The 12,523-nt window shown below is 46.0% G+C and carries 8 protein-coding genes and 1 tRNA gene; 7 read left to right on the top strand and 2 right to left on the bottom strand.

Translation table 11 applies throughout. The features are described 5' to 3' along the window. The first annotated feature begins 3 nt into the window (after positions 1-3). From ACTHQF_RS01710 to ACTHQF_RS01700, 3 genes are all read left to right on the top strand, one after another. Positions 4-1,359, top strand: a complete 1,356-nt coding sequence (locus tag ACTHQF_RS01710; RefSeq protein ID WP_440428113.1) for an MFS transporter — start codon at positions 4-6, stop codon at positions 1,357-1,359. Continuing rightward, positions 1,359-3,959 carry a DUF4961 domain-containing protein gene (locus ACTHQF_RS01705; RefSeq protein ID WP_440428112.1) on the top strand — a complete coding sequence of 867 codons (2,601 nt, stop codon included), beginning with the start codon at positions 1,359-1,361 and terminating at the stop codon, positions 3,957-3,959. Before ACTHQF_RS01710 ends, ACTHQF_RS01705 begins: the two co-directional genes overlap by 1 nt. Positions 3,960-4,023: 64 nt before the next feature. Next, positions 4,024-4,989: an acetyl-CoA carboxylase carboxyltransferase subunit alpha gene (locus ACTHQF_RS01700; protein ID WP_440428111.1), complete on the top strand. Its 966-nt coding sequence runs from the start codon at positions 4,024-4,026 to the stop codon at positions 4,987-4,989. Positions 4,990-5,288: 299 nt separating this feature from the next. Here the strand turns inward: ACTHQF_RS01700 and ACTHQF_RS01695 are convergent, their stop codons facing one another. After that, positions 5,289-8,315, bottom strand: a complete 3,027-nt coding sequence (locus ACTHQF_RS01695) for a glycosyltransferase family 117 protein (RefSeq protein WP_440428110.1) — start codon at positions 8,313-8,315, stop codon at positions 5,289-5,291. 225 nt (positions 8,316-8,540) lie between these two features. Between ACTHQF_RS01695 and ACTHQF_RS01690 the strand changes: the two genes are divergently transcribed. The 4 genes from ACTHQF_RS01690 (at position 8,541) to pth (ending at position 10,920) form a co-directional block, all read left to right on the top strand. After that, a tRNA-Gln gene (locus ACTHQF_RS01690) sits at positions 8,541-8,611 on the top strand. Positions 8,612-8,681: 70 nt separating this feature from the next. After that, on the top strand, positions 8,682-9,623 hold the full coding sequence (locus tag ACTHQF_RS01685) for a ribose-phosphate pyrophosphokinase (protein ID WP_440428109.1): 942 nt from the start codon (positions 8,682-8,684) through the stop codon (positions 9,621-9,623). A 64-nt stretch (positions 9,624-9,687) separates the two neighbouring features. Continuing rightward, positions 9,688-10,266, top strand: a complete 579-nt coding sequence (locus ACTHQF_RS01680; protein ID WP_440428108.1) for a 50S ribosomal protein L25/general stress protein Ctc — start codon at positions 9,688-9,690, stop codon at positions 10,264-10,266. 93 nt (positions 10,267-10,359) lie between these two features. Further along, positions 10,360-10,920 carry an aminoacyl-tRNA hydrolase gene (gene pth, locus ACTHQF_RS01675; RefSeq protein ID WP_440428107.1) on the top strand — a complete coding sequence of 187 codons (561 nt, stop codon included), beginning with the start codon at positions 10,360-10,362 and terminating at the stop codon, positions 10,918-10,920. Between the two features lie 2 nt (positions 10,921-10,922). On the opposite strand, the gene ACTHQF_RS01670 is transcribed toward pth, so the two are convergent. Further along, complete coding sequence (locus ACTHQF_RS01670; protein ID WP_440428106.1) at positions 10,923-12,515, bottom strand: response regulator; 1,593 nt, start codon at positions 12,513-12,515, stop codon at positions 10,923-10,925. Positions 12,516-12,523: the final 8 nt, after the last annotated feature.

Here is a 12,523-nt window from a genome sequence, read left to right as displayed (position 1 = left end):
GATATGGAACAGGTCAGCCAAAAACAAGTAGCCTCCAAACCTCGCCTGAGTAAGCTTCAGATCTTTAACATGAGCATGGGTTTCTTTGGAATACAGTTCGGCTTTGCTTTGCAAAACGGAAATGCTTCCAGAATCCTGCAGACCTTCGGCGCAGATGTAGAGCATCTATCTTTGTTTTGGCTGGCCGCCCCGTTAACGGGTATGATCGTGCAACCGATCATCGGGCATTACAGCGACCGCACCTGGAACAGGTTCGGCAGAAGAAGACCTTATTTCATGATTGGTGCGTTGCTCACTGCCATGGCTTTGATTCTGATGCCGAATTCGGCGGTATTGGCCGGATTGTTACCCCCGATTATCATTGGTGCAGGTATGCTGATGATCATGGATGCTTCCATAAACGTTGCGATGGAGCCTTTCCGTGCCTTAGTAGGCGATAAGCTGCCTGAAAGTCAGCGGAGCTTTGGTTTCTCCACGCAAACCTTCCTGATCGGTTCGGGTGCCATTGTCGGTTCCTGGCTGCCATACATCCTCTCCGAGTATGTTGGCGTGTCTAAAGTCGCAGTAGAAGGCCAGATTCCTAACAACGTGATTTACTCCTTTTACGTAGGTGCTGCGGTGCTTATCGCCACCATCTTGTGGACGGTCATCACCACTAAAGAATATTCACCGGAAGAAATGGAAAGCCATCATACTACGCCTATACAGGAAGAGCAACATGGCCTGATGACCATTTTTAAGGATTTCAAGAACATGCCATTAACCATGAAACAACTTGGTGTGGTGCAGTTCTTCTCCTGGTTCGCCTTATTCTCCATGTGGGTTTTTACCACGCCTGCAGTGGCACAGCACATCTATAAAGTAACACCCGGAGATACCACGTCTGCGCAGTTTGCGGATGCGGCAAATTGGGTGGCATTCTTATTTGGGATCTACAATGGTATTTCAGCTGCTTATGCGCTGATCTTACCCTGGATTGCCGACAAAACCAGTCGCAAGATTGCGCACGCTTTCTCTCTGGTTTGCGGCGGCGCCGGATTGCTTTCTATTTACTTCATCACCAATCCGGATTATCTAATCTTTTCCATGATCGGAATAGGACTTGCCTGGGGTAGTATCCTCTCCATGCCTTACGCGATCCTTTCCAGCTCCATCCCGGCGCGTAAAATGGGCGTTTACATGGGGATATTTAATTTCTTCATCACGATGCCGCAGATCGTTAATGGATTCTTCGGTGGCATGATCGTGAAGCAGTTCTACAATGGAGAGGCCATCTATGCAATTGTACTGGCCGGGATCTTCATGATTTTAGGTGCTATTTCTGTCTTGTACATCCAAAACAATAAAGAGAAAATTTAGTGAAAAAACTTTCCTGTCTGCTGCTTATCCTATGGGTAACGGCCTCCGCATGCCGTAAAAGTAATCCTGAAGAACAGGTTACCGGCCCTGAAACACTGCCAGTTAGCACGGCAACAGGTTTAATTTCTACTTCAAAAGAGTTTCCTACAGCTGATGATACCTTCGAGCTGGAATTTGATGCCGCTAAAGGTGATAAAGGCCTGCAAGGCATAAACAAGGATATCTACATCTATGCGGGCCTGATCACGGATAAGAGTACCGGCCCCAGCGATTGGAAATATGTTAAAAGTGCTTCCTTTAATACCGCAGATGCTGCGGCGAAAATGACGGCAAGCGGTCCGGATAAGTACAAGATCAGCATCAATCCAAGAACATTCTTCGGCGTTCCGGCTACGGAGCAGGTGCTGAAGCTAGTCATGCTTTTTAGAACCTCTGATGGGCAGGCCGTAGCCCGGAATACGGACGGATCCGACATTTACCTGCCCCTTTACGAAGCGGGCAAGCTTGGCCTAAAGATCACCTCGCCGGAGTTGAACTTTAATTATCAACCTTCAGCAGTGGTTAACGTCGCACTTGTTGGATCAGAGGTCTATATCTCGGCAGCGGCTTCTGTAGCGGCTGACCTGAAGTTAACACTTAACGGTGAAAGCTTTGCAACTGCTGCAAATGCCACAAGCATCGCTGGAAAAGTTAAAATTACTAAGACTGGCCTGCAGCAAATTGTAGTTGAAGGCACTACTGCAGGGCTGAAGGCAACGGCGTCTATTCAGCTACTTGCAACAGCTGAAGCACAGGTTGCGGAACTACCTGCAGAGGCCAAAGAGGGTGTGGTATATATAAACGGTGGCAGCTCGGCAATATTGACCTTAACTGCACCGGAAAAAAGCAGTGTTTACCTGATTGGAAGTTTCAATAACTGGAGCGCTGATGCTGCGCAGCAGATGAAAAAGACACCGGATGGGAAGAAGTGGTGGATCCAGATCGATCAGCTAGATCCCAACAAGGCCTATACTTACCAGTATCTGGTTGATGGTACCCTGAGGGTTGCGGACCCATACGCAGAACTGGTACTTGATCCTGATAACGACCAATACCTATCGGCTGGCCAGCTTGTCGCAGTGCCCGCTTATCCGGCAGGTCAGACTGGCGTTGTGAGTGTCATGCAAGCCAATAAACCGGCTTATACTTTTAAGAACAATTCGTTTAGAAGACCGGAAAAGAACAAGCTGGTGATCTATGAGCTGCATCTTAGAGATTTCCTGAAGAGCAATAACTACAATACCTTAACCGATACCTTGAACTACCTCAGCAGGCTTGGCGTAAATGCCATAGAGCTGATGCCGGTAAATGAATTTGAAGGTAATTCCAGTTGGGGTTATAACCCTTCCTTTTATTTTGCGCCTGATAAATACTACGGCAGCAAGGTAATGTTGCAGCGATTTATAGATGAGTGCCACGGCAGAGGCATCGCTGTTATACTGGATATGGTATTAAACCATTCTTTCGGGCAATCGCCGATGGTACAGCTATACTTCGACAAGTCTACCAATAAACCTGCGGCAAATAGTCCCTGGTTTAACCCAGATCCAACACATCCATACAATGTAGGTTACGATTTCAACCACGAAAGTGCGGCAACGAAAAGCTTTGTCCAAAACGTGCTGCGCTTCTGGATGGAAGAATATAAAATCGATGGTTACCGCTTTGACTTGTCCAAGGGATTTACCCAAAAGAACTCGGGAAGCTCAGATGCCGCGGTTAATGCCTGGAGCGACTATGATGCGGGCAGGATCGCCATCTGGAACGAATACAATAACTACATCAAGAGTGTCGATGCGAACAACTTCTACGTCATTCTGGAACATTTTGCTGCGGACAACGAGGAAAAAGAACTGGCGGATAAGGGCATGATGTTATGGAACAACCTGAATGGAAGTTTTAATGAGGCAACAATGGGTTATCTGGATAGATCCGATTTTTCAAGAGGCTTTTTTGGTACCCATGGCTTCAGCAAATCAGACAACCTGATCAGCTATATGCAGAGCCATGATGAAGAAAGGACCATGTTCAAAAACCTTTCCTATGGAAATGTTTCTGGTAGTTACTCGGTGAAAGACCTGAACACAGCCTTAAAACGGGAAGAGCTTGCTGCTGCATTTTTCTTCGCCATTCCAGGTCCGAAGATGCTCTGGCAGTTTCAGGAGCTCGGTTATGACGTCAGTATTGATGCAAACGGACGAACCGGGGAGAAGCCTGTTTACTGGAACTACTACCAGCAGCCGGCACGAAAATCTTTGTATAATGCCTATGCGAGATTCATCAATTTAAAAAAGAAGAATACGATATTTAATACCAGCAATGTGCAGTTTGGCGTAGCAGGTGGTGTTAAGTACATCAAACTTATGGATGCCGACAATGTTGTGGTCGTTGTCGGGAACTTCGATGTAAGCAGCAGGCAGGCTAATGTGGACTTTGGCGCATCGGGCTTGTGGTACGAAGCAGGTAGTACAGAAACCTTGAATTTAAGTGGCAGTAATTATACACAGATGCTTGCAGCGGGTGAGTACCATATTTATAGCAAACGTGCTTTAAGCAACTAAAAATTAGCTAATCAGCATGTCACTGTTATGTTTTAAATAAAATGTCTATTTTTACAGTCCGCTTATGGAACAGATAAAAACGTCATTTGATTTCGAAAAACCCATTGCTGAACTGGTTCAGCAAATCGAAAAAGTTAAACAGGTTTCTGAAAAAACGAAGGTAGACATGTCTGCTACGCTCAGAGAACTGGAGGAGAAGCTGGATGTTACCACAAAAGCTACCTACAGCAATCTATCCGGTTGGCAGAAAGTGCAGATGTCCCGCCATGCAGAACGGCCGCAAACCCTTGATTATATAAAAATGATCTGTGAAGACTTTATAGAACTTCATGGAGATCGTACCGTGAAAGATGATAAAGCCATCATTGGAGGCTTTGCTACCATCGCCGGCCAAACGGTAATGGTCATCGGACACCAGAAGGGGAAGAACACCAAAGAGCGCCAGTACAGGAACTTCGGTATGGCCAACCCTGAAGGGTACCGCAAAGCGCTACGTTTGATGCGCCTCGCTGAAAAGTTCAACAAACCCGTAATTTCTTTCATTGATACCATGGGTGCTTACCCGGGTCTTGAAGCAGAGGAACGCGGACAAGGTGAAGCAATTGCGAGAAACTTACTTGAGATGTCAATCCTGAAAGTGCCGATCTTATGTTTCATCGTAGGAGAAGGTGCATCTGGTGGTGCATTGGGTATCGGTATCGGAGACCGCGTGTACATGTTGGAGCATACCTGGTATTCGGTAATCTCTCCGGAATCCTGCTCGTCTATCCTATGGAGAAGCTGGGATTATAAGGAACGTGCTGCAGAATGCTTAAAACTAACTTCAGAAGACATGTTCCAGAACAAGTTGATCGACGGGATTGTGCGGGAACCATTGGGTGGCGCACATCAGAACCCAGAGGCAATGGCACAAAATGTTAAAGAACAAATCTTAAGAGATCTGCAAGAGCTTATACCTGTACCTACAGACGAACTGATCGCTAAAAGGATCGACAAGTTCTGTGCGATGGGTGTTGTTGTGGAAGACTAAGAAAAAATATATCCTTATACGAAGGCTGTTCATGATCCATGAACAGCCTTTTTTTATGCTGTGACTTCCTGAACGGTTACCAGGTTCACAGCTGACCTGGGCTTAGCGCGCTGTTGACAGGGGGTTCACATGTCGTTGGCCAGGTCAAGGCCTTGTCAACCCCTTGTTAACCCCTTGTCAAGGCCCCGACAACCACAGCGCCAAGATCCGCTTGGGTGCATTATAAATCGGCCAAAACAAGGGGCAAAAAAAGTCCCGCCAGTAACACTGGCGGGACTGCATTTCTAAAATATGATCTATTATTCCTGACCGAGGTAAGGGCCGAAGCGCGCTTCAAGCGCCTTAAACTGATTGTTGATTTTCTCTGCCAATGGCATTTGTTTGTACTGTGCAGTGGTATTTGCCATCTGGTTTAGGAAGGACATGCCTAAGCGCACATTTTGCATCCCCACAAGCCTGTTTTTGCTTTCCGAAACATCTGCAAGGTAGGTTAGCTCTTTCTGGATATAATCCGCGCAGCGGGTTACAATTTCATTGGCTTTTGCAGTTTCACCCAGCATGTAGAAGTTCTCTGCCATGAAATAAGTACCCATCATTGAGCGCATGCCGTAGAACTTGTCTGGCATCACTTCCAGGTATTTGTTAGCGGCTTTTTTCGCTTCAGCAACTTTTCCTTCTTTCAGCATACCAGTAACCGTATTGTTCCAAACGTTCGCAAAGATCGAGATATCGTCTGCGGACTGTGGATCAAGATATTTAGCGTGTTTGATGTTACCCCACTTAAATTTGTTCATCACGTTGTTGTACAATACCGGCGCATTCAGTTGCTCGGTTCTGCTGGCAGCGGTATCTGGTGTTAGTGGCAATAGACGTAATGCCAGGCCTTCGTTGTACAGGTAATTGTCCAGTCCGTTGTATTGTTCTGAAGGAACCGTGCTGGCGAAGTAAATAGGTCTTTTCCAGTTGTTGTGTGCCAGTATATCAAACATGGCCAGTGTACCCTTGGTTACATAACCTTTGTTGAAGGTCCACTGCATGATCGGTGCAATCTTATTGGCGTCCGCAGGACTCACGGTTCCGGTTTTAAGAACATCTTCCGGGTTGATGGTGATGTGGAAGTTCTTAGTCGGGATGAAGTTCTCCTTGGTGGTTTCAGTAACCTGGATCTTGTCTTCATCGTTATCAGACAGCAATACTTCAAGGATGCTTTTCAGCTCCACCGAACCTGCAATCTTGTAATCCTGGTAATACATCACATCACGAACCCCTTGCACGTATTGAGATTCCTTCATGGTAATTGGCAGTGGCTCAGATTCGTTCATCTTACGCTTCATACCATTGATGTACCAGTCGGTATCGAATAGACTCAGGTTCACCAGGCGGATATCCGGACGGATACCTTCCACTTCCTGCGCATACCACAGCGGATAAGTATCATTATCACCATAGGTGAACAGGATGGCGTTTGGCGCACAGGATTCCAGGTAATCTACCGCGATATCGTGTGCAACCATCTTGGTTGAACGGTCATGGTCATCCCAGCCTTGCGCAGCCATAATGATCGGCGCTGCGAATAGCGATAATACCGTTGCACCAATAGCGGCATTCTTTGGGGTAACTTTTTTCTCCAGCCATTCGCGGATAGCAAGCACACCAAAGCCGATCCATATGGCGAAGGCATAGAAGGACCCTGCGTAGGCGTAATCACGCTCACGCGGTTCTAATGGCTTCTGATTTAAATATAATACGATGGCAAGACCCGTAAAGAAAAAGAGCAAGGCAACAATACCTGCATCTTTCTGGTTGCGTTTGAAATGCCACACTGCACCCAGCACACCGATGATCAATGGTAAAAAGAAGAATCTGTTGTAAGATTTGCTGTCTACAATGCTCGGTGGCAGGTTGCTCTGGTTGCCCAAAAGGATGGCATCAACAGGTTTAATACCACTTAACCACTGACCTTCGTAAAGGCTACCCTGACCCTGGTCATCATTCTGGCGGCCCACAAAGTTCCACATGAAATAACGCATATACATGTTCCCGATCTGGTATTTGAACAGGAAGCTGATGTTGTCGAACAGGGTAGGGAACTGGCTTTCATCCAGTCCGGTCATGTCTTTGTAGTACTCTACGTGACGCGGATCGTCACTGTACATACGAGGGAAAGGTGTAGTTCTGTCGTATTCGTAGTCGGTCTTTTTACCGGCAACTTCATACTTATCTTCGCCTTTGCGGTATAGGTTTTTACCTTCTTTAACCGCAACACGTTGTGAGTTATAGTTAGGTCCGAAAAGCAATGGACGATCGCCGTATTGCTCCCGGTTCAGGTATCCAAGCAGCGCAAAAGCATTGTCCGGGTCACTGTTGTTCAGGTTCGGATCTGCTTTGGCACGAATCACGATCATGGCGTATGAGCCATAACCAAAGATGATCAGCGCGGTAGAAAGCAGTGCAAGGTTCAGCACGCGTTTACGGTGTTTGATGGAGTAACGGATACCGTATACCAATCCTCCGATTAACAGTATTGCGAAGAAAAGCACGCCTGAACCGAAGCCAAGGCCGAGTGTATTTACAAAGAAAAGGTCGAAATAAGCACCGAAAGAGATCAGGTACTGGATAATGCCATACTGCACAACAGCAAGAATCAACACCCCAACAATAAAGGTCTTGAACACGCCACCAGTAGTAGGATTAGGCGTTTTCTTGAAGTAATATACAAAGGCGATTGCCGGGATAGTTAATAAGTTAAGTAGGTGAATACCAATGGAAAGTCCCATGATATAGGCGATGAACAGTAACCAGCGGTCTGATTGCGGCTCGTCTGCATGTGCTTCCCATTTCAGGATACCCCAGAATACAATAGCGGTAAACAAAGAGGATAGTGCATATACTTCAGCCTCTACTGCCGAGAACCAGAAGCTGTCGGAGAAGGTATAAGCTAGTGCACCCACCACGCCGGCACCCATGATGCTGATCATTTTGGAAGTGCTGATTTCCTCATCTGCCTTTACCAGCATTTTCTTGGCCAAAGCGGTGATGGTCCAGAAAAGGAACAGGATGGTCGCTGCACTGGCAATGGCAGAACCCAGGTTCATGAAATACGCGACTTTAGTCACATCGCCGAAAGCGAATATGGAAAAGAAGCGTTCGATCATAAGGAATAGCGGGGCACCAGGCTGGTGTACGACTTGCATTTTGAATGCAGAAGCGATGAATTCGCCGCAATCCCAGAAGCTAACATTGGGTTCAAGCGTCAGGATGTAGGTTAAAGCAGCAACTAAAAAGCATATCCAGCCGGTTAAGTTGTTTATTTTATTATACTTCATTTTTAAATTGGGTATAGGTTTTGGGCATATAAATGCTGCCGAAATTAAAGATAAAGATTGAGAATAGGGTAGAAGAAAAAAACACTTTAACAATTTTTAACTCGCGCTCAGCACGTTACCTGGTAGGGGAGAAATTATTTTCAATTTTTTTAGAGGAAGATTTGCAGAATTAAAAAATGTGCGTAGATTTGCAATCCCAATTCAAAGCAACCCTTTGACGGAGATTGCCCGATAGTATAAAGGTAGTACGACGGTTTTTGGTACCGTTTGTCTAGGTTCGAATCCTGGTCGGGCAACAAAACATATTCGGATTGCGAATAAACCCGCAATCCGATTTTTTTTAACCAGCATTGATACCCGCCAATCATGCCATTGCAATTTAACCCAGTTAAACTCTTTGCCGGAACCGGCAGTAAAGCATTAGCTCACAAAATTGCCGCCAGTTACGGCAAACCTCTTGGTAACGTTACACTAAGCCGATTCAGTGACGGGGAATTCCAGCCTTCTTATGATGAAACTGTTCGTGGATGTGATGTATTTCTAATCCAGTCCACTTGTCAGCCAAACGATAACCTTATGGAATTGCTGTTAATGATCGATGCCGCTAAGCGTGCATCTGCGCATTATATAACCGCAATTGTTCCTTATTATGGTTTCTCCAGGCAGGATCGTAAAGATAAACCACGGGTAGCCATTGGTGCTAAACTGGTTGCAAACCTGTTACAGGCAGCGGGCATCAGCAGGATCATGACCATGGACTTACACGCGGCCCAGATACAGGCGTTTTTTGACGTACCTGTAGATCACCTGGATGCCTCGGTAATTTTTGTGCCTTACATCAAAAGTTTAGGTCTTAATGATTTGATTATTGCATCGCCAGATATGGGTGGTTCTTACCGTGCACGTACCTTCGCCAAGTTCTTTAATGCAGAGGTGGTGATTTGTGATAAGCGACGTAAACGTGCGAACGAGATCGAGTCCATGTCGATCATTGGTGATGTTAAAGGGATGGATGTGGTTTTGATTGATGATGTTTGTGATACCGCAGGCACGCTTTCAAAAGCAGCGGGCTTGATCATGGAAAAAGGTGCTAAAAGTGTAAGAGCGGTATGTACCCATCCGGTTTTATCAGGCAAGGCATACGAAACGATTGAGCATTCGGCTTTGACGGAGCTGATCGTGACCGATACCATTCCTTTGAAAAGGGAAAGCGAAAAGATCAGGGTATTGAGTACGGCTGACTTATTTGCGAAAGCCATTGCGAATGTAAATGAGCATGGCTCTATCAGTGACTTATTTAAAGTATAACAATAATAAATAACCGAAGCCAGTACATTGGGTAGGACGCTTCAAATTAATCAAAATCAATAAAATGAAAACAATCGCAATTAGCGGTTCTCCAAGAGAGAACGTAGGGAAACGCGATGCTAAAGAGCTTCGCTATGAAGGCAAGGTTCCTGCAGTATTGTATGGTGGTCAAGAGCAAATCCATTTTGCTGTAGTTGCAACTGATTTAAAAGAAGCTATCTACACACCAGAAGCAAACTTTTTAGAAATTGAAATCAATGGCGCTAAAAGTAAAGCGATCATTAAAGAGCTTCAATTTCACCCACTAACTGACCTTTTATTACACGTAGATTTTCTACAGTTGTTTGACGATAAAGAAATCCTTATGGAGATCCCTGTTAAATTAACCGGAACTTCTCCAGGTGTTAAAATGGGTGGTAAACTGGTTCAAAAATTACGTAAACTTCGTGTTAAAGCCTTGCCTGCGAACATGCCACAAGTGGTAGAAGTAAGCATTGCTAAATTAGAAGTTGGTAACTTGTTCCGTGTACGTGATATTGCTAAAGGCGATTACGTAATCACCAACACTCCTGAAGATACTATCGTATCTGTAGGTATGTCAAGAGCTTTAAAACAAGCTGAACAACAAGCTGGTAAAAAATAAGCTTATGCTTTGCAAGGAAAAGGCCGCCATTGTGCGGCCTTTTTTTGTGCCCGCTTTCCCGCAGCTTAATCCTAAGCCCTATATTTGCGCTGCATGAAATACTTGATCGTAGGTTTAGGAAACATCGGGCCGGAATATGCCCACACCCGTCACAATATAGGTTTTGATATCGCAGATGAGCTGGTGAAGTCGCTGGAAGGCAGCTTTAAGAACATTCGCCTGGCCTACTACTCGGAGGTTTCCTTTAAAGGCCGTAAACTGCACGTGATAAAGCCTACCACCTATATGAACCTCAGCGGCAAAGCCGTGAACTACTACATGCAGGAACTGAAGATCCCTTTGGAAAACGTCTTGGTGCTGGTGGATGATCTGGCTTTACCATTAGGGAAACTCCGCCTGAAGTTGCAGGGCAGCAGTGCAGGCCATAACGGACTGAAAAGCATCGAAGCACTTTGTGGTGGGCAGCAATACCCGCGGTTACGGTTCGGCATCAGCGATAATTATCCGAAAGGCCGGCAGGCAGATTATGTGCTGGCGCCCTTCGACAAGGATGAACAGCTGGAATTACCCGCGTTGATCGACAAGAGTGTCGAGTTGATCAAGAGCTTTGTAACGGTTGGCCCTGCAAAAACCATGACCGCTTTTAATTCCTGATCTTAATAGACCATACATAAACTGGCTATTTTGCTGTGCAGCAATTTAACATCGAAAGGCTTGCTCAGGATGTCGTTGGCACCCGCCTCAATCGCAATCTGGCGGTCGGTTTCCATTACCGCTGCAGAGAAGGTGATTATCGGTGTATTTTCCTTTCCCGGAACAGCGCCCTGGCGGATGAGCTTTATGGCTTCCAGGCCATTCAGTACCGGCATAAAGGTGTCCATCAGGATCATGTTGTAATCCTCCGCTGCCAGGCGATCTAAAGCCTCCTGTCCATTCTCTACTACATCGGCTTGTATTTTCCATGATTTCAGGATCCGCAGGATCAGGAACTGGTTAATGGCATTATCTTCTGCCACCAGGATCTTTAAGCCCTCTAAGGCTTTTAAATCATTGGCTGCGGGCACAACGATCGGACTGACCTTAACTTCGGGCAGTTCATATCGGTTGCTGAAGCTGAAGGTACTACCTTTAAATTCTTCACTGGTCACTTCCAGCACGCCATTTTTCAGTGCAGCAAGTTGTTTTACAATGGAGAGGCCTAAGCCCGTGCCACCGTACTTTAAGGTTGTAGAATCCTCTGCCTGTTCGAAAGTTTCGAAGATCTTGTCGATGTTCTCTTTCGCGATGCCGATGCCAGTATCTATCACGGAAAACTTTAAAAGGCACTCCGTCTCTGTCCGCTCTTCGCTGGTCACTTTCAAGGTTACGCTGCCTTCAATGGTGAATTTAATGGCATTGCTGACCAGGTTCATCAGAATTTGGTTTAGCCGCAAAGAATCCGCAATCACGGTATCAGGTACGTCATCGCCGATCTCCAGCAGGAGCGAAATGCCCTTGTCCTTCGCTTTAATCTTCAGGATATTCACCACGTCATTACAGATTGCACGCACCTGCGTGGCCACGCGGACGATCTTAAACTTGCCGGATTCAATCTTGGAGAGATCAAGGATGTCGTTGATCACACCCAGCAATGCATTTGAACTTACATCCAGCAGGCTAACCATTTCTTTCTGCTCCTGGTCCAGTTCCGTGAGCTGCAACAGCCTGGTGATGCCAATGATGCCGTTGATGGGGGTACGGATCTCGTGGCTCATGTTGGCAAGGAAGTTCTCTTTGATGCGCTTTCCTTGCTCAGCAAGTTCTTTGGCCTTGATCAGCTTATCCTGAAATTCCAGTAGTTCCTGGTTCTTGTTCTTCAGGTCCCGCTGGGTTCGGGTAAAGCGGATGAAAGCATCTACTTTGGCAGCGGTTACAAAGGGGTTAAGGGGTTTGTACAGGTAATCTACGGCACCTGATTGATAACCCTGAAGGGCAAACTCGGTATCCATAGAAATTGCCGTAACGAAGATCACTAAGATATCTTTCGTTTTAGGATTGCCCTTTAGAAGCTTTACCAGTTCAAAGCCATCCATTTCCGGCATTTGCACGTCTACAAGTGCTATCGCGATATCGTTTTCCCAGGCAATACGTAGTGCGTCGTTAGGACGCGTTGTTGTTAGTATGTTGATATCATCGCGCTCCAGGAGCGCTTCAAGTGCGATGATATTTTCTGGCCTGTCATCAACAATTAATATGTTAATCTTCTCCATGTTCCCCA

It is taken from the genome of Pedobacter sp. SAFR-022 (assembly GCF_051965375.1).
In the GTDB taxonomy this organism is placed as follows: Bacteria; Bacteroidota; Bacteroidia; order Sphingobacteriales; family Sphingobacteriaceae; genus Pedobacter.
This window is presented reverse-complemented; position numbering and strand designations above follow the sequence as displayed.